We start from the raw sequence: 19,442 nt of genomic DNA on the forward strand, positions 1-19,442 counted from the left end.
CCATCGACGGCCGCCGTCTTGCGGCCGTGGCAGGGTGCGCACATACTGGCGAAGTTGGTCGGGTCCAGCCTTCGGTGCGGCGCCTTCCGAATGCTGGCGATATGATCGACCAGGGTGGCCTTGCAGCCGCACGCAACACACAGCGGGTTGCGTGCAAGGTGATTGGCTCGGGCCTCCCGCCATGGGGCATCGTAGCCTCGTGCTGCCGGTGACGGGCGGTTGGCGTCGCTTTCAGCCTTGCGCCTTACAGCGCATGGACACGGTCGGCCTGCAGGCACGACACGGCCGCACGCGCAAAGGCGCGGCCCTTTGCTCGGCATATGGTCTCTCCTGAAAGACGAGCGGCCCGCGCCGAAGCACGAGCCGCCGATGGGCTTAGGCGACCTTGACCCTCTTACTGAGCGTGGCGGCAGGGAGGTCGCTGATCGTTACCGGACGAGCCCGTCGCCCTCGCATGTCGCCGCCGAAGTGTTAGGCGACCGGGCGGCCTGCCGCGTGGCCTTTCACGACCATCACGCCAGCCGCAATCGAGGTGCCACCATTCTTCGTGAGGACCGTGCGGACGTAACGTCGAACACCGGTGTATCCCACCTTGACCACGCTATCCGCGGCAAGGGTCGCGGGGAACGTGCCGATCAGGTCGGCCGCCGCAACGTCGGTGAAGTCGCCGGAGGTCGTGGTGTCGCTCTCCTGGATCTTCGCGGTGAAGTCGCCGGCCGTGACGATGGCGCCGCTGTTGACAATGACAGCCGCGCTATCGAAACCGATGAGGTCGATTGCCGGGCTGGTGTTCGTGGCGCTGAGTACGGCCGGTGCGACCGCCTGAACGACGCCAATGTTGTTCGCGATATCGCGCATGTGCGCTCCTTTAATTTGGGGAAAACGGGCGACCCGAAGGCCGCCCTTAGATTTGTTTTAGGCGGAGATTTTAACCTTGCGGAACTTCGCGGGCTGGATCACGCCTGCGCCGACACGGCGCGTTGCGTGCACGCGGGTAATGCCGTTCGTGGCCTGAATGTATGGATTAACCAGAATGGACAAAGCCAGCCTGTCAACGATGCGGTATCCGGAGAAGTCGCCGAACAGTACCGGGTACGTTCCGGCGGCAACATCGGGCATGTCGAGAGCCTCGACAATCGGCCGACCCAACAGAGATTCAGGCTGCCCAAGCGAAAGCGCCGCCTGCCACAGGTACTGGCCGTTTGTATCTTTCAGCTTCCTGATCTGCGCCAAGGTGGTGCCGTTCATGAGCCACGTCCCGGCATTCCTATAAGCGGCAGGAAGTGCGTACATCGCGGTGACGAAGCCGTCGGCCGTAAGCGCAGCGGCGGCCCCGGATACGCTCTCGGCGATGAGGGCGTTGGTCATCAAGCCTTCCGGGTCAAGCACGTTCGTGCCTTTGACAAAGGCGAGGCCCTCTTTTTGGGCGAAGTCCTCGGCGAGGGCAAGCCGCACTTCGGCCTCGGCCTGACCGTCGCTGTCAGCGAGAAGCTGATTGGAGATGTCGGTGTAGGTGTTAACTTCCCTGATCACGACTTCATGCTGGCCGAACGTCGGCTCGCTGCCAGTCTGCGCCTGCGTTTCGCCGCGCCATGCCGCGTTAGTGATCCCAGTGCGCTTGGGATAAAGCACTGAAGCATTGCCGGTCGTGCGGACGCTGGCGATGGCACGGATCGGGCTCAATTCCACAAGGTTCCGAATGAACTCGGCGCTCATTTCGGCCGGAGCCAGGTAGCCGCCCTGCGGATCCGAAGAAACCGTCAGCGTCTTCAATTCCGGCGCACGGTCGGCCATGCGCAGATAGTCGCCAAACGCCTTCGTTTCGGCAGAAACCTCATCCTTCTTTTCCGTCTGGATATTCGGCCGCGCCAGTTTGGCCTCGATGCCGTCGAGCCGTTCGGTGATCTTCGGGTCGGTGGTCTTCGTCTCGACAGCCTTCAGGCGATCGTCCACGGACTTCTGAAGGTCCTCAAGAGCTTTCGTGACCACGGTTGCGGTGTCGTCTTCCTCGCCCTTGAGGACGAGAAGGGAGGGATCAAAGTGATGCATTGTATGTCCTTAACGGGGGGTGCGGAGGGCGAGCGCCGTCCGGTTGATGGCCGCCGCGAGCGAAAGCGCTGCGACTGCCGACTTGGCGCTGGTGACGCGCGCGCCGGGGTGCATGGGGATCGTGACCAACGATGCTTCCAGTAATTCAAGTTGGGTGATGGTGCGACCGCCACCCTTCCGCGGCGCGGACTTGCGGGTGATGAAGCCCAGGCTGATTCCGCGAACGGCCCCTGCGGTGACGAGGGCGCGGACTTCGCGGGCGCGGGCGACTTCGTTGACCAGCAACGTCCCCTTGAGCCGAAGCCCTTCGGTGGTCTCAGTGGCCTCGTGCCACGATCCGAGAGGATCGTTGAAGTCATGGCCGAAGAGCATCGGCAGCGGAAGATTGGCACCGACGAAGGCGCCTTTCTCGATGATGTCGCCGACACGATCGGCGCTGCCGAACGGCCATGCGATGCCCTCGATTGCGCCGCTCTGGTCAGCCGCGAACTTCGTCTCGATGAACAGGCGTTCCATCAGGCCGCCTCCTTCGGTTGGGTATTGTCGCCGGTCGTGGCCTGTGTGCCTGCCGTGGTGAAAGGACTACTGAGCGAATTGCCGTCATCGAGCGCAGGCATGCTCTCGCGGCGCCGCACGTCGTTCGCGGTGAATGCGCCCATGGCGCGGAACTTCGCGTAGGCTTCGGCCCGGGTTGCGGTATCGGCGCGAAGCAGATCGTCGACGATGAACTCGATCGAGAACTGGCGCCGCTCCTCGCGAGTGAGGAGGCATCGGCGATATGCGTCGGTCCAGGCTTTCAACCAGGGCAGAAGGCAGAGCTGCAGGTATTGCAGTGCCTGTTGCTCAGTATTGGCGAACGTGCCCCGTTCCAGTGACTGCAACATCGTGATCGGAACACGGGTGAGCCGCGCCACCTCGCCAAGCGAGAAGGTCCGTTGTTCACTGTGCTGGGATTCCACGCTGGTGAAAGCCACCGGCTGGTATTTTCCCGAATTATCCAAGATCGCGACACCGCCCGAATTATCGCCGCCGTGTGTCGCCTTCCAACTCGTTCCGATGCGGGTGGCGGCCTCCGCAGTTATCTTTCCGTCGAAGGAAAGGATCCCGCCTGGCCGGCTATTGTTGCGGTGCAAACGCGCTGCGGACTGTTCCAGCAGGATCGCCAAACCGATGGCATCACGGCCCGCTTGAAGTAGCCCCAGGCCGCGTTTTCCGTCCAGGCTCGGCGCCTGTATGTGCAAAATATAGTCCGGCCCGTAGTAGGTCGCCCCGATCTTGTAGGTCGGCTCTCCACTGTCCAGCCATTCCACGGTGACGGCGTGCCGCGGCAGATGCGTGATTTCCTGCGGCTTGCCGCCACCTTTGCTGACAAAGGCGAAGCCGTCGCCGTGCAACACCGCGTCGACCGTAACCAGCTCGCGAACCTTTCCGGCTGATTGCCAATCATTCGCGTCGTCATGCACGATTGCATAGGCAGGGTGGTCGGGCGCCGGTTCCTTGCCGTCTGCGCTGGCCTCGTAAACCTTGGCGGGTAACGTGCCGATCGAGGTAACGATCAAGCTGACGGCGGCGTTGACAGCGGGAACGCGCATTGCGCTGTCAGCCGAAACGGTGACTCCCGTAGACGACGAAGCGAACCAGCCGACGAGAGATGCCCACGAATCGGACGCGGAGTCCGTTAGTGATTTCGTTTCCGACACGGTGACGCTTCTGGCGAACGGCCACATCACGCTTCCTCCCCCGCCAGGATCGCGAACATGGCATCCGCCACGTCAAAAATGATGGCGTCGGCCGGGACGATGACGTGCGGACGCCGGATGCGCTCATTCTCGGCGCCGCGTCGCGGCAATGGCGCTGCCCAGGTTGCACCGTCCCATTCCGCAACGGTCGCCTGCGGCTCTCCGCCCGCTAGGGAAACGATGATGCGCGTGTCGCGCCGGTCGCCGTTCGGGAGTTCTGGGAGAAGCTCGCCGGTGGCTGCGTCGCGGGTGGACATCGCGAGGAAGCGGTCGACCACGAGTCCGGCAACCTTCTCGGCATGGACGGGTTGCATGCCAGTCGTCGCGATCAGGTCCGCCATCGTCCGAAGTTTCATGAGGTCGAGGCCGTTGAAAAGCCACGCCCCCAGCTTGCGATGCTTACGCCCTACATCGACAACCTGTCGCGACAGCCATGAGCGCAGGACGCCCTCGTTTATGCCAGAAACGTCAAGCGCCTCCGCCATCGTAAATTGGTACTCCCCGAAGTCGACGGGAGCGTCGCCGGTCAGCATACCTGCACCGCCTTTCTGGTCGCATGAAGCCAAGCGGGTGCTTGGCGATGAAATGGGCAAAGAAAAACCGCCCGGAGGCGGTTTAGTTACTGATGGGAGGGAACCATCTTCACCTTATACGCGCCAAGACGGCGAGATTTGGCACATCATGCTGCAGATTTTCTTTCAACGTTCCCATTCGCCGCGACGATGGACCTCCCTTCGGCAAGCAAGGCCCGCTTGCCGGCACGGTCGGCGTAGTCTCGACTGTAGCCAAGCCGAATGCCGATGGACTCCAGCGTGCCGCGTGCCGCTACCTCGTCGAGAATCGGCGACAGCGGCGAGATTTCGCGCTCCTGCCAGAGCGGAGCCGGCGCGGAGGCGGTCTGCTTCGTGCCGCTTATGCCCGCGATGAAACGCGCTCCCTTGGCAATTGCTGTCGGGCAATGGGTGACGGTCGGCAGGATTGTCGTGTTCGCGTATGCCTGCGCCAGGGTGGCCTTCGCTGCGGCGCACGCGGCAGTAGGCGACAGCATCGGCATCAGCGCCGGTGAGCCGCTCGTGGGGCGCAGCAGCGTCGCCGCGGCCATCGGCGATGGTATAGCAGGCGGCAGTGACAAGTAGGCTTCCACTGCCGCCTTCGTCCGATGAGGGCGCTTCCCACCGCGCGGCTTGGTGGCCGTGACAGAGGGGCGAACAGTCCGGCCCTTCGCGTCGGTGTAGGAGAGCAGCATGCCGCCATCATGGCCTCGCCTCGCGTCCGGCCGAGTGTAGAATCGGAGCCCGCCGAGCGTCACGGTATGGTTGCCGTACTTCTCTGCCGCGTGGTACTGGTATGCCCAGGGCTCGCCTTTCCAACGAACCTTGCCGTCGCGCTTTACCCGCACGCCGCTCCACGGCCAGGCAATGCCGCCCGCCGATCGCAGCATGTCATGGATGTCGGGCTTCACCTCGTGCAGCATCTCCACCGCAACCTCATCCGGCCCGTCTTCCACCGGCGCGGACATCGTTTCCGACGTGAGGGCGCCGTCCGGCACCTCGTGCGTCTCCCCGTCGTCGGGATTGCGATCCACCGGATTGAGATGGGGCGCCACGTTTCCCGGCTCGACATAAGCGCAACCCTCACCCCGGAGTAGGTGGAAGATGGCGAGGGCGGCGTCGGGGTCTTTCTTCGTCAGCCAGTGCAGGGTCGGTAGGTTGTAGATCATTTTAGTTCCTCGTCAGTGGGCGCCGCTCTTCGTCGGCTTTTTGTGTGTGGGAGTGCACCGCCGGTTTCCACCGGCGTGTGGTGCTTCCACCACGCATGGGGGTATGGGGGTGGTGGTGGCTACCCTGGTGGAAGATGGTGGAAGGCTGGTGGAAGGCTCTGGTGGAAGACCCGCGAGACTAACCGCCACCATAGTCGTCAGACGTGAGAATAAGCCGTTTGCGCGGTCGAGACTCCGGCCCTTCCACGATGATCTTGATGGTGCCGAGATCTAGAAGTCGCTGCATCGCATCGGCAAGATGGCGCTTCGAGACACCCTTCGACTCGGGGTGCTTGGCTATCTTGGCGGGGGCATAGTTGGTGCCGCTAACGTCCGACACGCTCTGCCCGGTGCGGGTGAAGATCGAGAGGACGTTGATGAACACTTCCTCGGCGCGCTTTCGCATCAGCCCGGCAGCCGGTGAGGCCTTGCCGTCGTCCAGCACAAACACGCCATCCTGCCAGCGCATCTTCAGTTCGCCGCCGGTCTTGCCGTAGTTCGCCTTTTTGGTGGTGAGCAATCGAGCGTCGGGGTCTGCGTCCTGCCCTTCGCCTGCCGTCAGATAGAGGCGGGAGCGAACCGAGTTATTCCAGGCCGTCGAGCCGGACGTGCCCGAACCTGATCGCATCCCGTCAAGCGAAGGGTGCGACAAGAGTAGGACCGCGCAATCACACGTGATGGCTATGGTGCGCAACATCCCGACGAACTGGCGAACCTGCGCCCGCTTTATCTCGTCGCCCCCGAACATGTCCGCAGACGTGTCCAAGACGATAAACACCGGGTCGAACGCGGTGACCTGTTCGATAAGGCTAGCCATCAGCGGCGTCGGGTTTATATGCCCGGCCTTGTCGGGTGCGCCGAGGACGGCGTCGCGGTCGGCCAGCGGGACAAGCAGGAAGCTGCCGCCAAGGTCCGCGAAACTGCCCCCGGCATTCTTTAGGATGGCGTCCATCCGGCGGTGAAATTCATCCGCCTCGTCTTCTGCGCCGACGTATAGGACGCGGCCCTGCGTGGGCTCCATGTCCAGACACGTGGATCCGGTGGCAGCCGCAACACCCAACTGCAGCGCCAACAGCGATTTGCCTAACCCGCCGTCGCCGGACAGAAGCGTCACGGTTCGAAGGGGAATGAGCCCTTCGACGAACCACTCGCGCTCGGGGACGGGTTTGCCGTGCCATTCAGCAGGGTTGATGACGGGGAGAGGAATGTTGTCATTCGCCGCTTCGAGCTCGCGCTTGGCTCGACGCAGCGGCTCGTGGTCTACCAAGGCGTCGAAGACCAACGCCTCCGCTCGGGGCCATCGACAGCCATCAATCTGACGGATCTCGGGCGTACCGCCGCGCACGAGAGTGAGCACGGAAACGCCGATCGGCGCGTCGGGATCGAACCGACGAAAGCCATCAGTCAGCACCGCCAGCCGTGGAGCATCGCAAGGCTGGAGCTCCGACCAGTGGCCTGCGAACGGCGTCACCGCAGACCGGGTGCATCCCGTCCAATCCGGTTCGCCGTTGTTGAATGGTATAAGAACAACGTCGCCGCAAAGCAGTTCGGCGTAGTTTTTCGCGTCGCGCAATGAAGGTTCGCGCTCGTCCCGATCTTCCGGTTCAGGCTGAATCGCCTGAGAGACGATTGACATCTTGAATGGCGTCAACTATATTCCCCTCATCAATATGGGATTTTTGCCCGCCCGGATATTTCCGTGGCGGGCTTTTTTTTAGGTTGCGGTTAGGCGGCCATACTGGGTGCCGTGACGCTGATCCACGCGGACCAGAGTGCATCCGGGGCGCCCGCCTGATAGCCTTTGACGGCTGCCGCGATCTGGTCGTCGCTGGGCATCGGCACATCACTGAGGGCGTCCGCCACTAGACCGTCGATGTCGGCTTCACGGAGGATGCGGTCGGTGATCTTCCTCCGCAGCTCTGACTCGACATCTTGGATGAGACGCTCACGCATGACACCGACAGGCGGGGACACCCTACCTGTCGGGTGCTCGACCATCTTCCCGTCGAGCCATGCGATGAATTCCGGCGTGGTCATCGCATTGAGTTCGACCCGGTGCTTTTGGAGCCACGGTGTCCAGTAGGCGCCGTCCGATCTCTCTTTGATGTAGTCAGCGACAGCGGCGGGCTTGGCGTTCTTATCCCGGTCCTCAATGTCCAGCCCCATGCTGATGGCGTCCCAAGGGTCCAGACCGAGGTTGACGATTTCGATCTTCCGGCGAGCCCTGGCCTTCGTCGCCTCCTGCAGGGTCTGCATAATCATCGACCCGAAGGCGTCAGCATCATGCGCAGCGAAGATCGTGATCGGCTCCTCGCCGACCGCGAACGAGTCCAGGAGGTCGCGAACGGCGCGGGTGCTGTAGCCCTTGGAGGTGAGCAAGGCGCAGTCGTTTCGCTCGGGCCACTTCGCCGCCTTGAGGGCTTCGAAGAAACCCTCCTTCTCGATGAACAGGACCTTGTTGAAGGTCCAGGCGGGCCGCTCGTACTTCTCCACCGCCAGGGTGCCGAGCGCGATGTCCTGCCGCATGTGCGGATGGTAAAGCGTCCCGCGCGGGTCGCGATACATGCCAGCGATGTCACCATGGTCGCTCTCATAGGTGGTGAGGATCGCGCAGAAGTTCCCCCACGTCAGATCAGCCTCCAGCTCATCCATGATGAATGGGCGGACGACGTAAAAGAGCTGGCGGCTGCTGAAGCGGTACTCGCCACCGCCCGAAGCCTTGGCAATCGCCTCTGCTAGCCGACCCTCTACGATGTCCTTCTGCGTACGGGATGCCCGTACGCGCGGCCCCGAGGCTTTGGCCTTCCGCGCGATGGAGGTCACCGCGTCGTGGATGGACGTCAGGAACAGACGTAGGTCCGGCTCCTTGCCGTCGGTGGTGATCGGGCAGTGCGGCGTCGTGACGTTGAGCACGATACGATAGCCGCCCGGCTTGGCGTCAAACCAATGACCGAGCCCGGCGCCGTGAATCGCGATGCGACCTTTCCTGACGAAGGAAGTCACTTCCCCCGTGATGGGAGTCCGGTTCACGAGGATCTCCACCGAGGTGTCCTCTGGACTCGCCGTCATCTCGGCCCACGCCTCGATGGTGAAGGGAATGTCCGCCTTCGGGCTTCGCCCTCCGATGGAGGCGGTCCCCGTCTTGACCGCGTAGTGCTGCGGCAGTGCATCCCGCTTCCCGACGAAGCCGAGCCGCTTGGGGTTAACGTCTCGCGCATGGGAGCGCGCGGCACCGAGCAGCGCGATAGCCTGATCGCGGTCGAGCGACCGGCATGGCCTGCCCTTGAAGTCCGAAGCGATGAGGCCAGCCTTGGCTCCCGTGCAACCGTCAAGGTTGGCGATCAGGTCGCGCACCGGCCGGTCGCCCGCAGCCTGGAGCAGCTCATAAAAGTGGTCGCCGTCGTACCAGAAGGGCGAGGACTTCCCCGCGTAGCTTTCACCGCCCGCCATGACGATGGCCATATCGGCCCACGCGGTCGGGTCGTCGTCGTGAGGCATGTCCGGGCCGAGGCTGACCTCGATCCGCGTTCCTACTGGGCGGGGGGCGTCTGACCAATCGTTCGCGGTCGATCCGTTGTCGAGCGGGGAAAGGCGGTGCCGGCGGTTCCGTGTCGTAACAGTGAGAGTGCCGCCCGATGCCGCGACTGCTCCACTCACCACGCGCAGGCCGTTGCCGAGCGCGCCTCGAGTTGGAAGCCGCAGGAGCTTGGTGGAGACCATCGGCCGGTCGATAGAGAACAGGCGCGCGATGTCTGCGGGCTCGCCTTCGATGCCAGGTCCGTCGTCGTCTACGATATAGACGCCATCCTCGACCCGCACCGACGCCGATGCACCCGCGTCGAGCGCGTTGTCCACCAACTCCTTGATGACCAGCCGGCGGAGAAGGTGAGTAGGTACGCCGGCCTTCTGAGCGAGCGTCGAGACCGACCGGAACATGGTCCAGTCAGGCCGCTCGAATTGAAGATCTGCGCTTTTCGGCTCGATCCGTTGGCTTGCTGAAAAATGGTTATCGTTATCGCCGAATTTGAAAGTCGGGGCCGGAAGCGCGCTCACGCCGCCACCGACCGGGAGGCGATCTTGGCGTTGTCATTCGCGTGGTCGTAGACGGCGGTGCGGCGAGTGCTGTCGAGCCATGTCGTGAGGTCATTCTGACGATAGCGCACGCGCCCGCCAACCTTGAGGTAGATCGGGCCGTTTCCCGCCATTCTGGTCTTATTGAGCCAGCTTGCAGACATTCCGAGAAATTCAGCGGCATCGTTCGTGCTGAGCATTTTTTTTGATCCCTTCGATTTTTTTCGCTTGACACCAATCCCGCCCGACTGTAGTTTACGTTGACATCTTCTGGATGATGGGTGATTTGCGGCAGGACGGTCCTTATAGGACAAGCTTGCCCGTTTTGTCAAGTTGAATCTGCCGTCAGGCGCAGATTCTATCGAGCCACGGCCATCCTACGTATTTGTCGCCTTTCTCCTTGATGCTCGTGTATCGCTTCAGACTGTTCCACGAGCGGTGGCCGCTGACGCTCGCGGTTAGCGGGATTGTGCGTCCCATCTCAAAGAGCCGGGAGACGCCTTCGTGCCGCATGTCGTGGAAGCGTAAATCGTCAATCCCGAGAAACTGACATGCCCGTGTGAAGGCTGCGCTGATCGCATCAGTCCCAAACGGAAATATGCGATCGACCGTTTTCGGCATTGATCGGATGATCCGTAGGGCTTCGGGGGGAAGCTCAACCCAAACGTCGTTTCCCTTTTTCTGCCCTGGGTGCTTCATATCTCGAACAAGGATTCTGCTGTGCTGATCATCCAAGTCTGCCCACGTGATGCGGGTGATCTCTTCCTGTCGTCGGGTCGAGAAAATCGCAAAGGCGACAATCTTGTGCATCGGCGACGATTGAGGAGCGCGTGCCTGGCGATCAACAAAGTGCTGCATGATGCTATCGAGTTCGGTGAGGGTAGGGCGCCTATCCCGCTCATCCGACTTTGCAATCTTCTCAAGGCGGGCGAGGGTCCGCTGCGCGACCTGCATCTCCGCATAGTCGAGGTCGATGCCCCAAGCCACCTTCGCGTCGCGGAACACTGCGGCGAGGTGGCTGATATAGTTCCCGACAGTCTGAGGCTTCCGCCCCCCGGCTAGCAGATCGTCCGCGAAAGATACGATGTCCTTAGCGCGGATCGTCACGTCCGTCTTCGAGGCGATGGAATGTGCGCTGATTGTCCGCAGCACCTGCTCCTTGGTCCGGCCAATCGTGCGTTTGTCTGCGAGGTATTTGTCGATTGCGTCCGCGAGAGTTGCGGCTGGCCTGTTCAACTGGTCAATTGCGCCAGGCCTGTCTAACTCGCCCTCTCTCCATGCGGCCCAGGCTACCGCCTCCCGCTTCTTGCTGAAGGTCTTCGCCTCCCGCCACACGATCACGCCGCCTTTCTTTCGCACGATCTGAGCGGTAAATCCGGTGGTGCCGTTCTTTCGTTTGCGTGCCGTGATCGTGCCCATCGGTACAACATCCCTCCTGTCTAGGTACGACATTGTTGTACTTCGATATGAAAAACGCCGCAAGAGCGGGAAAAAGTACAACATTTGAGGATATGACTGGACAGACAAAAATGACGTTAGAGCATTGAAAGTATTGCCAGAACCCAGCGTTTTCGGGGCGCGCCGCTTTGCCGTCGCGCCGATGATCGACTGGACCGATCGCCACTGCCGGTTCTTTCACCGTCAGTTGAGCCGGCGCGCGTTGCTCTACACCGAGATGATCGTCGCCGATGCGATCCTGCATGGCGATGCCGAGCGGCTCCTGGGCTTCGATGCGACGGAACATCCGGTGGCGCTGCAGATCGGCGGTTCGGACCCGGACAAACTGGCGCGTGCCACCCGGATCGCCGCCTCATACGGCTACGACGAGATCAACCTGAATGTCGGCTGCCCGTCGGACCGGGTCCAGTCCGGCACCTTCGGCGCCTGTCTGATGCGCGAACCGGGCCACGTCGGTGAATGTCTGGCGGCGATGGCAGAGGCCAGCGCCGTCCCGGTGACGGTCAAGTGTCGGCTGGGTGTCGACGATCAGGACCCCGAAGAGGCGCTCGACGGGCTCGCCGACGCAGCCGTAGCGGCTGGCGTTGCGGGTATCTGGGTCCATGCGCGCAAGGCCTGGCTGGAGGGTCTCAGTCCGAAGCAGAATCGCGACATCCCGCCGCTCGACTATGATCGGGTCCATCGCCTGAAGCGGCGGCTTCCCGATATCTTCGTGGGGCTGAATGGCGGCGTGAAAACCCTTCGCGAGGCCGAGGCGCAGCTGCCCCACGTCGACGGCGTGATGATGGGGCGGGGCGCCTATCAGACGCCGGACCAACTCCTAGAGGTCGACGCCCGCATCTTCGGCGAAGCGCCCCGGGTGATCGACTTTGCCGCGCTGATCGATACCATGGCTGCCTATGCCGCCCGGCACATCGCGCAAGGCGGCCGGCTCGGCCAGGTTACGCGGCACATGATCGGGCTGTTCCACGGTATGCCGGGCGCGCGGCGTTGGCGGCAGATTCTGTCCGAGGGCGCAAGTCGCCCCGATGCCGGGCCGCAGCTGCTCCATGAGGCATTTGCCACCGTGCGGATCGATGCTGTCGGGCGCGCCGCCGCCTGAGCCCCACGGCCCCGACCGATTTTCGCCTCCCGATGCGCCGAATCAGGGATGCAAACAGCGCGCCGACGGCCTATGACGCGCCATGATTCCGATCGATGTTGCTTCCCTTGCCGCCCTGGCCTTACCGATCGTCGCGGCCGCGGCGGCCGCCGGCTTCCTCGCCGGTCTGTTTGGCGTCGGCGGCGGGGCGATCTTTGTCCCCGTGCTCTACCAGACCTTCGAGGGACTCGGCGTCAGTCACGCCGTCTCGATGCATCTGGCGATCGGCTCTTCCGTCGCGATCATCATTCCGACGTCGCTGCGCTCGCTGGCTTCGCACTGGAAGCGGGACGCGGTCGACTGGACGCTGCTAAAGGGCTGGACGATCGCCATACCGCTCGGCGCCGTGGCCGGCGCTTATATTGCCGCGTCAGCCACGTCGGCGGAACTCCGGGCGATCTTCGCGGCACTCGCCTTCACGCTCGGATTGAAGCTGATCTTCGGGCGTGTCGGGTTTTTGCTGGGCTCGGACCTGCCAGGCCTTGCCGGACGCTCGGTCGCCGGCTTCGTCATTGGGTTGATGTCGTCGCTGATGGGTATCGGCGGCGGTATTCTCAATAACACCTTCATGACGCTCTACGGTCGGCCGATGATCCAGGCGGTGGCGACCAGCGCCGGAGTCGGCGTCTTGATCTCGATCCCTGGCGTCTTCGCCTATATCGCCGGCGGCTGGGGCAATCCGTTGCTGCCGTCGTTCAGCCTCGGTTTCGTCAGCCTCGCTGCCGTCGGCCTCGTCGCGCCGGCCTCGATTCTGGCAGTGCCGCTCGGCGTGGCGCTGGCGCACCGGCTGACCCGCCGCCAGCTTGAACTCGGCTTCGGCACATTCCTACTGATCGTCGCGGCGCGCTTCGCCTACAGCCTGCTGTGAGCGTCCATCACACGACCTAATCGGTGAGGATCAGCCGGTCGCCGCGGAAGTCGAAGGAGGTGAGGGTGTTGAGGAAGCTCATGCCGAGCAGCGCCGACCCGAGACCATTGCTGTCGGTTACCGCCCCTGGCACGTCGTGGCGGACAATGTCGCCGACGCGAACGGCATCCAGCCGGATCGGCGCCGCACGGGCGATGCCGTTCGCCGTCATCACCTCCTGGGAATAGCGCAGGCGTGCCGTGTCGATGCCTATGCTCTCGGCGGTGGCGCGGTCCATGGCCACGATCGAGGCGCCGGTGTCGACGATGAAGGAGATCGGCTTGCCGTCGATCGAACCGTCGAGTCGGAAATGGTCGTCTATCCCGCGCAGCGCCATGAACCGCTTGCCCTCCGGCGCTCCGACCGCGACCAGCGTTCCTGGGACCAATGCGGCCATCAGACGGTTCTTCAAGCCGGCGAGGTCTGGCAGAAAGGTGTAGAGTCCGATCAGGGCGACGAAAGCGAGAAACCAGATCGCGGCACCCCGCAAGGCCTCGCCAAGCCGGGTGCGCAGCATCAGCACCGCCGTCGAGGCCAGCGCCAGGCCCCAGGCGCCATAATAGGCAAGGCTGGCGAACTGGTTGTCATCCAGCCCGACGATCTGGCCGTCGGTGTTGAGCACCAGTGCGAGACCGGCCGCGGCCAGGAGGCCGAGGATGATCCAAAGGAGCCGGCCGCTACGCATCGCCGCCAGCGTCCGCTTCCCGCCGCTCGCGGGTGCGCCGGGAGCGGGCGGTCTCCCGCCGGGCCGGCCGCTCGACGCCCGCCAGCCGGGCAGGCAGCATGTCCATGACCGCCCGACGGTCCGTAGACGAGATGGCGGTCCAACCGGCGATCTCCTCGCCGGTCCGGCCGCAGCCGAAGCAATAGCCGGTCTTCGGGTCGAGCACGCAGACGAGGATGCAGGGGCTTTCGATGCTCATGGTCCTCAACGGGTCTGGTGACAGCCATCGTCGTTCACAGGCATTGATATGGCGAGCGTCGGGAGACGGAACAAGCAAAATCCAACGACCGGGCACCGGGCGCCCGTTCAGTCCTGCTCGTCGAGTGCCGGCATCACCTCGAGAACGCGGGAATTGGGGAAGATCGCGATCGCCTCGGTGCCTTCGCGCAGGCGCGACAGCAGTTCAAAGCTGNCGCGGGAATTGGGGAAGATCGCGATCGCCTCGGTGCCTTCGCGCAGGCGCGACAGCAGTTCAAAGCTGCCATCGTGCATCTTGACCAGCGCCTGGACGATCGGCAGTCCAAGACCGGTGCCCTGTTCGGCGCTCTTGATGGCGATCGATCCCTGGCCGAAGGACGATAGCACGATCGGGATTTCCTCCTCGGGGATGCCGGGACCATTGTCCTTGACGGAAACATACTGGCCACCACCGGCCGTCCAGCCGACGCGCAGCACGATTTCGCCGCCGCGTGGGGTGAATTTCACCGCGTTCGACAGAAGGTTGATGATGATCTGGCGCAGCGAGCGCTCGTCCGCCCACATCGCCGGCAGGTCCTTCTCGAACTCCGAGCGCACCACGAGGTTCTTCGCCTCGGCCTTGACCTTGATATAGCCGAGGCAGGCGCGGGCGATCGGCACGAGGTCGATGGCTTCCTCGTCGAGATTGTATCGTCCTGCCTCGACGCGCGAGAGATCGAGGATCTCGTTGATCAGGCCGAGGAGATGTTGGCCGGACGCATGGATGTCGGCGACATATTCCTTGTAGGAATCATTGCCGACCGGCCCGAGGATCTCGTTACTCATGACTTCCGAAAAGCCGAGGATGGCGTTGAGGGGTGTACGCAACTCGTGGCTCATCGTCGCCAGAAAGCGGGATTTGGCCAGATTGGCTTCCTCGGCACGCAATCGCGCTTCGTCGGACATGACGCGGGCGATGTCGAGTTCGGTGATCAGCTCGTCTTTTTCACTTTGATGCTTCAATTGCGCGATCGCGGCGCGGCGCAATGTCTCGGCGACCACGGCGAAGAACGGCACGGCGCCGATCAGCACGGCGTGCATGGCGCCGAGAACCGGTTGCGGGGCCGCGACGATGCCGTAGCCGAGGACCAGCACCGTCGGCAGGAAGGTGAGCGGGACCACCGCTTTCAGGGTCGATGAGATCATCGCGATCATCGCGATCGCCAGGAACAGCACCGTGAACTGAAAAATCTCGAAGCGAAGCGGCGCGCAATCGGCGCAGGACAGCGTCGCGAGATACGCCCATGAAAGCCCGGCGACGACATGGCCGACAACGAAGAGCTTGGCCCAGCGTGAGACATCGAACCGTGCCGAGACATCGGTTGCAAAACGCCGTGAGGCGAGCACCAGAGCCAGGTAGCCGAGAAGCGCGAAGCCGGTCCACACCACCGCGGGCAGCGGACCGGTGAAGACCGACAGCCCCAGTCCGGTCAAAATGACCGGTAGCGGCAGCACGATGGCCGCCGCCTGCAGCGCGGCGGCATGCTGGGTCAGGAGCTCGCGGTCGAACCCCGGCGCAAGACCGCCGCGTGACGACAACCGCTCGCGCGTTGCCTTGAGCGTCTTGGCGATATCGCCACTGCGTGCGGCGCGCGGCCGCTCGACGACGGCATGATGATAACTGGGCGGTGCTGCGACTGACATGAAACTCGATCGATCGCCTGGATACGCTTGATGACCAGGCCATCCTGTTTCGAGAAGCTTAAAAAAATGCCTTAAGAAAGAACGAAAAAGCCGATTGTTCTGTGGAAACCGCGCGGCGGGTCACCCGTTCCAGGGTTGTGTGTCCTTTCGGGCCACGAACGCCCTTGTGCCGCGCCGCCTTGGCAGCGGGGCCGCGCCTGCCTAAACCATTGCCGATGAAACGGGATCGGGAGATGACGGAATGAAACTGTTCGACGGCGGGCGCGCGCCCAATCCGCGCCGGGTGCGGGTTTATCTGGCGGAAAAGGGGATCGACATCCCGATCGAGCCCGTCGATATGGGCAAATTGGATCACAAATCGGATGAGATTACCAGTCGTAACCCCTTGCAACGACTTCCCGTTCTCGAACTCGACGACGGCACCTGCCTGACCGAGTCGATCGCCATCTGCCGCTATTTCGAGGAAGAACATCCCGAACCGCCGCTGTTCGGCACCGGCGCGCTGGGCCGGGCCAAGGTGGAGATGTGGAACCGCCGGCTCGAACTCGGCCTCCTCCAGCCGGTGGCCGCGGCGTTCCGTCACACTCATCCGGCGATGGCAACATGGGAAGTGCCGCAGGTCGCAGAATGGGGCGAGGCGAACCGGCCGAAGGCGCTGGAATTTCTCAAGCTGTTCGACGCGCATCTGGCGGACAACCGATTCGCGGCGGGCGATGCCTACAGCGTCGCCGACATCACCGGCCTGATCGCGATGGATTTCATGAAGCCTGCGAAGATCACGCCGCCAGAGGATCTGGAGAATGTCCGTCGTTGGTACGCCGAGGTCTCCGCGCGGCCGAGTGCCAAGGCCTGAGCATTAGAGCGGTGAGAGACGATCCGACAGCGCTCTATCGTACGATCCGTGCCTGCCGGATCTGCCGTGAGGCGCCGCTGGGGCCACCGCTTCCGATCGAGCCGAACCCGGTGCTGGCGATCTCGCCGACCGCGCGCCTCGTTATCGCCGGGCAGGCGCCCGGCAATCTCGCCGACAAGACGACCAAGCCGTTCAACGACCCGTCGGGCGTGCGGCTGCGGGATTGGCTGGGGATCGGCCCGGACGTCTTCTACGACCCGGCGCGGGTCGCGATCGTGCCGATGGGCTTTTGCTTCCCGGGATATGACGGCAAGGGCGCCGATCTACCGCCGCGCAAGGAATGCCGGGCGACCTGGCACGAGCGGGTGATGCGTGCGATGCCGCAGGTCGAGCTGGTGCTGGCGGTGGGCATGTATGCCCAGCGCTTCCATATCGCCGGCGGTGGCGCGCGAACGCTGACCGAGACGGTTGCCGACTGGCGCAATATCCTCGCCGGCGAGGGACGTTTCGCGCAGGTATTGCCGCTGCCGCACCCGTCCTGGCGCAACAATGTCTGGCTGAAGCGCCATCCCTGGTTCGCGACGGAGCTTCTGCCGGAACTGAAGCGGCGGGTGGCGGAACTTGTGTGAACCGGCGCTTGGCGACCCTACCGGTTTTGGCGCGCCTCCTGTAATCCTTGGGGCGCAGGACAGGGAGTAAGGCGTCGATGGACCGGCTGGACAAGAAGATACTGAGGCTGCTGCAGGAAAACGCGACGCTGGCGGTCGCCGACGTCGCCAAGCGAGTCGGACTGTCGACGACGCCGTGCTGGCGGCGCATCCAGAAGCTCGAGGAAGAGGGCGTGATCAAGCGGCGGGTGGCGATCCTTGACCCGGTCAAGGTCAACGCACGGGTCACCGTCTTTGTTTCGATCCGCACCAGTTCCCACTCCAACGAATGGCTAAGGCGGTTCTCCGAGGTGGTCGGCGAGTTTCCCGAGGTGGTCGAGTTCTACCGCATGAGCGGCGACGTCGATTATCTCTTGCGCGTCGTGGTGCCGGACATCGCCGCCTATGACGCCTTCTACAAGCGGATGATCGCCAAGATCGAGATCCGCGACGTCTCCTCCTCCTTCGCCATGGAGCAGATCAAATACACGACCGAAATGCCGCTCGACTACATGGTGCTGGACAAGGAACCGCGGGGGGATTGACGGCTGCTACCGCCGGGAAGCCGCCGCCGCGTTGATCAGCGCTTGAGCCGCGCCAGCAGCGACGACGTGTCCCAGCGCTTGCCGCCCATCTTTTCGACGTCGGCGTAGAACTGGTCGATCAGCGCGGTGACGGGCAGGGTCGAGCCGTTGCGCTTGGCCTCGTCGAGGCAGATGCCGAGATCCTTGCGCATCCATTCGACCGCGAAGCCATGCTCGTAGTGGCCCTCGTTCATGGTCTTGTGGCGGTTCTCCATCTGCCAGGAGCCGGCGGCGCCCTTGGAGATGACGCCGACCACCGTCTCGATGTCGAGCCCGGCGTTCTGGCCGAAGGCGATGGCTTCCGACAACCCCTGGACGAGCCCGGCGATGCAGATCTGGTTCATCATCTTGGTGAGCTGGCCGGACCCGGCCGGACCCATCAGCCCGACCATCTTGGCATAGGCCTCGATCACCGGCCTGGCGGCGTCGAAATCGGCTTGCTCGCCGCCGCACATCACCGTGAGCGCGCCGTTCTCGGCGCCGGCCTGGCCGCCCGACACCGGGGCGTCGATGAATTTGAAGCCCTTTTCCCGCGCCGACGCGTCAAGCTCGCGGGCAAGCTCCGCCGAAGCGGTGGTGTTGTCGATCAGCGTCGCGCCCGGCTTCATGCCGGCGAAGGCGCCGTCGTCACCATAGATGACCGAGCGCACGTCGTCGTCATTGCCGACGCAGGAGAACACGAACTCGGCGTCCTTGACCGCTTCGCGCGGCGTTGCCGCATGCGATCCGCCATGCTCGGCCGCCCATTTCTCGGCCTTTGCGGCCGAGCGGTTAAACACGGTGACGTCGTGCCCGCCCTTGGCCTTGAGGTGGCCCGCCATCGGATACCCCATCACGCCCAATCCGATGAATGCAACCTTCGCCATGTCGTGTTCCTTGTGATCGAATTTGTTGGGAGCAGGAGTTACATGAGAGAGGCGCCGTTTCAATCCTGAGAGGCGCCGGAAGCTCGGTCGGTCGTGACCTGGCGCTGCCGCGTTACGAGGCCGGCTTTTGCGGCTCGGGATGAATCTCGATGGTGATGGTCTGGCCGACAGCGGTTGCGTAGCGCGCCAGCGAAGCCATGGATGGTGCGTGACGTCCGCTTTCCATGCGGGCCACGGCCGATTGCGTCGTCTTCATTCGCTCGGCGACATCCTGCTGCGACAAGTCTGCCTTGGCGCGGGCCTTGATCAGAGCCTTGGCCAGCGCCAACTCGTTGGCCATCGCATCATAGGCGGCCTTGACCTCAGGGTCGGCCATCAACTCCTCGCGGAACTCCTCGTAGCTCGTCAGCTTAGACATCGAACATCCTCATTCGTCGCAGCGCCACGTTGATGATCCGGCGAGGCGTCGTCTCGGTCTTCTTGACGAAGGCGGTCAGCACGACGATTCGCCGTCCGGAGGCGGCGAAATATAGCGCCCTCGCAATGCCGTCCTTGCCCTTCAACCGCATTTCCCAGAGCTTCGACTCGATCGGGCGGACATAAGGCATGCCAACGCTCATCGGACCATTCTCAAGCAACAGGTCCGAGACCGCCGCGAAGCGGGCTCGCAGATCGGGGGAGAGCTTCCGAATCTCGGCCTTGGCCTCATCCGTCAGAACGACAGACCAAGTCATGAATATATCGCATATATGATATAATTCAA

Annotated in this window: 22 protein-coding genes; 5 read left to right on the plus strand and 17 right to left on the minus strand. The window is 63.3% G+C overall.

What is annotated here, in order from left to right:
- The 11 genes from VQ045_RS17205 to VQ045_RS17255 all read right to left on the minus strand — a co-directional run.
- Nucleotides 1–320, minus strand: a 320-nt coding sequence (locus VQ045_RS17205; protein ID WP_331830977.1) for an HNH endonuclease signature motif containing protein, incomplete at its 3' end; no start/stop codon positions are given.
- A 151-nt stretch (nucleotides 321–471) separates the two neighbouring features.
- Nucleotides 472–858: a hypothetical protein gene (locus tag VQ045_RS17210; RefSeq protein WP_331830978.1), complete on the minus strand. Its 387-nt coding sequence runs from the start codon at nucleotides 856–858 to the stop codon at nucleotides 472–474.
- A gap of 57 nt (nucleotides 859–915) precedes the next feature.
- A complete protein-coding gene (locus tag VQ045_RS17215) occupies nucleotides 916–2,049 on the minus strand; it encodes a phage major capsid protein (protein WP_331830979.1) in 1,134 nt (377 codons plus the stop codon).
- Nucleotides 2,050–2,058: 9 nt separating this feature from the next.
- Complete coding sequence (locus tag VQ045_RS17220; RefSeq protein ID WP_331830980.1) at nucleotides 2,059–2,565, minus strand: HK97 family phage prohead protease; 507 nt, start codon at nucleotides 2,563–2,565, stop codon at nucleotides 2,059–2,061.
- Nucleotides 2,565–3,776, minus strand: a complete 1,212-nt coding sequence (locus VQ045_RS17225; protein WP_331830981.1) for a phage portal protein — start codon at nucleotides 3,774–3,776, stop codon at nucleotides 2,565–2,567. The genes VQ045_RS17220 and VQ045_RS17225 overlap by 1 nt, the downstream gene beginning before the upstream one ends.
- Nucleotides 3,776–4,321: a hypothetical protein gene (locus VQ045_RS17230; RefSeq protein WP_331830982.1), complete on the minus strand. Its 546-nt coding sequence runs from the start codon at nucleotides 4,319–4,321 to the stop codon at nucleotides 3,776–3,778. Before VQ045_RS17230 ends, VQ045_RS17225 begins: the two co-directional genes overlap by 1 nt.
- A 146-nt stretch (nucleotides 4,322–4,467) precedes the next feature.
- Nucleotides 4,468–5,508 (minus strand): hypothetical protein, encoded by a 1,041-nt coding sequence (locus tag VQ045_RS17235; RefSeq protein ID WP_331830983.1) that lies wholly within the window; start codon nucleotides 5,506–5,508, stop codon nucleotides 4,468–4,470.
- Nucleotides 5,509–5,686: 178 nt separating this feature from the next.
- The gene (locus tag VQ045_RS17240) at nucleotides 5,687–7,198 is read right to left on the minus strand and encodes an AAA family ATPase (RefSeq protein ID WP_331830984.1); all 1,512 of its coding nucleotides are present in this window, start codon (nucleotides 7,196–7,198) and stop codon (nucleotides 5,687–5,689) included.
- A gap of 74 nt (nucleotides 7,199–7,272) precedes the next feature.
- Entirely contained in the window at nucleotides 7,273–9,600 is a 2,328-nt protein-coding gene (locus VQ045_RS17245) for an ATP-binding protein (RefSeq protein ID WP_331830985.1), read from the minus strand.
- Nucleotides 9,597–9,818, minus strand: a complete 222-nt coding sequence (locus VQ045_RS17250) for a helix-turn-helix transcriptional regulator (protein ID WP_331830986.1) — start codon at nucleotides 9,816–9,818, stop codon at nucleotides 9,597–9,599. The genes VQ045_RS17245 and VQ045_RS17250 overlap by 4 nt, the downstream gene beginning before the upstream one ends.
- A 145-nt stretch (nucleotides 9,819–9,963) precedes the next feature.
- Nucleotides 9,964–11,037: a tyrosine-type recombinase/integrase gene (locus VQ045_RS17255; RefSeq protein WP_331830987.1), complete on the minus strand. Its 1,074-nt coding sequence runs from the start codon at nucleotides 11,035–11,037 to the stop codon at nucleotides 9,964–9,966.
- A gap of 124 nt (nucleotides 11,038–11,161) precedes the next feature.
- Between VQ045_RS17255 and dusA the strand changes: the two genes are divergently transcribed.
- Entirely contained in the window at nucleotides 11,162–12,178 is a 1,017-nt protein-coding gene (dusA, locus tag VQ045_RS17260) for a tRNA dihydrouridine(20/20a) synthase DusA (protein ID WP_331830988.1), read from the plus strand.
- 82 nt (nucleotides 12,179–12,260) lie between these two features.
- The gene (locus tag VQ045_RS17265) at nucleotides 12,261–13,085 is read left to right on the plus strand and encodes a sulfite exporter TauE/SafE family protein (RefSeq protein WP_331830989.1); all 825 of its coding nucleotides are present in this window, start codon (nucleotides 12,261–12,263) and stop codon (nucleotides 13,083–13,085) included.
- A gap of 16 nt (nucleotides 13,086–13,101) precedes the next feature.
- Here VQ045_RS17265 and VQ045_RS17270 read toward each other — a convergent pair whose 3' ends face one another.
- The 3 genes from VQ045_RS17270 to VQ045_RS17280 all read right to left on the minus strand — a co-directional run bounded on the left by VQ045_RS17270 (nucleotide 13,102) and on the right by VQ045_RS17280 (nucleotide 15,729).
- A complete protein-coding gene (locus tag VQ045_RS17270) occupies nucleotides 13,102–13,809 on the minus strand; it encodes a retropepsin-like aspartic protease family protein (protein WP_331830990.1) in 708 nt (235 codons plus the stop codon).
- Nucleotides 13,802–14,041: a DUF1289 domain-containing protein gene (locus tag VQ045_RS17275; RefSeq protein ID WP_327647710.1), complete on the minus strand. Its 240-nt coding sequence runs from the start codon at nucleotides 14,039–14,041 to the stop codon at nucleotides 13,802–13,804. Before VQ045_RS17275 ends, VQ045_RS17270 begins: the two co-directional genes overlap by 8 nt.
- A gap of 113 nt (nucleotides 14,042–14,154) precedes the next feature.
- On the minus strand, nucleotides 14,155–15,729 hold the full coding sequence (locus VQ045_RS17280) for a sensor histidine kinase (protein WP_331830991.1): 1,575 nt from the start codon (nucleotides 15,727–15,729) through the stop codon (nucleotides 14,155–14,157).
- Nucleotides 15,730–15,970: 241 nt separating this feature from the next.
- Between VQ045_RS17280 and VQ045_RS17285 the strand changes: the two genes are divergently transcribed.
- The 3 genes from VQ045_RS17285 to VQ045_RS17295 all read left to right on the plus strand — a co-directional run bounded on the left by VQ045_RS17285 (nucleotide 15,971) and on the right by VQ045_RS17295 (nucleotide 17,774).
- Nucleotides 15,971–16,582 carry a glutathione S-transferase gene (locus VQ045_RS17285; RefSeq protein ID WP_327624027.1) on the plus strand — a complete coding sequence of 204 codons (612 nt, stop codon included), beginning with the start codon at nucleotides 15,971–15,973 and terminating at the stop codon, nucleotides 16,580–16,582.
- An 11-nt stretch (nucleotides 16,583–16,593) separates the two neighbouring features.
- Entirely contained in the window at nucleotides 16,594–17,211 is a 618-nt protein-coding gene (locus tag VQ045_RS17290) for a uracil-DNA glycosylase family protein (RefSeq protein WP_331830992.1), read from the plus strand.
- Between the two features lie 77 nt (nucleotides 17,212–17,288).
- Nucleotides 17,289–17,774, plus strand: a complete 486-nt coding sequence (locus tag VQ045_RS17295) for an Lrp/AsnC family transcriptional regulator (protein ID WP_327647675.1) — start codon at nucleotides 17,289–17,291, stop codon at nucleotides 17,772–17,774.
- 35 nt (nucleotides 17,775–17,809) lie between these two features.
- Here VQ045_RS17295 and VQ045_RS17300 read toward each other — a convergent pair whose 3' ends face one another.
- The 3 genes from VQ045_RS17300 to VQ045_RS17310 are packed head-to-tail and all read right to left on the minus strand — an operon-like array spanning nucleotide 17,810 to nucleotide 19,413.
- Entirely contained in the window at nucleotides 17,810–18,742 is a 933-nt protein-coding gene (locus VQ045_RS17300; RefSeq protein ID WP_331830993.1) for an NAD(P)-dependent oxidoreductase, read from the minus strand.
- A 49-nt stretch (nucleotides 18,743–18,791) separates the two neighbouring features.
- A complete protein-coding gene (locus VQ045_RS17305; protein WP_331830994.1) occupies nucleotides 18,792–19,097 on the minus strand; it encodes a helix-turn-helix domain-containing protein in 306 nt (101 codons plus the stop codon).
- Nucleotides 19,090–19,413 carry a type II toxin-antitoxin system RelE/ParE family toxin gene (locus VQ045_RS17310; protein ID WP_331830995.1) on the minus strand — a complete coding sequence of 108 codons (324 nt, stop codon included), beginning with the start codon at nucleotides 19,411–19,413 and terminating at the stop codon, nucleotides 19,090–19,092. Before VQ045_RS17310 ends, VQ045_RS17305 begins: the two co-directional genes overlap by 8 nt.
- Between the last annotated feature and the right edge of the window lie 29 nt (nucleotides 19,414–19,442).

It is taken from the genome of Aurantimonas sp. E1-2-R+4 (assembly GCF_036549515.1).
GTDB lineage: Bacteria > Pseudomonadota > Alphaproteobacteria > Rhizobiales > Rhizobiaceae > Aurantimonas > Aurantimonas coralicida_A.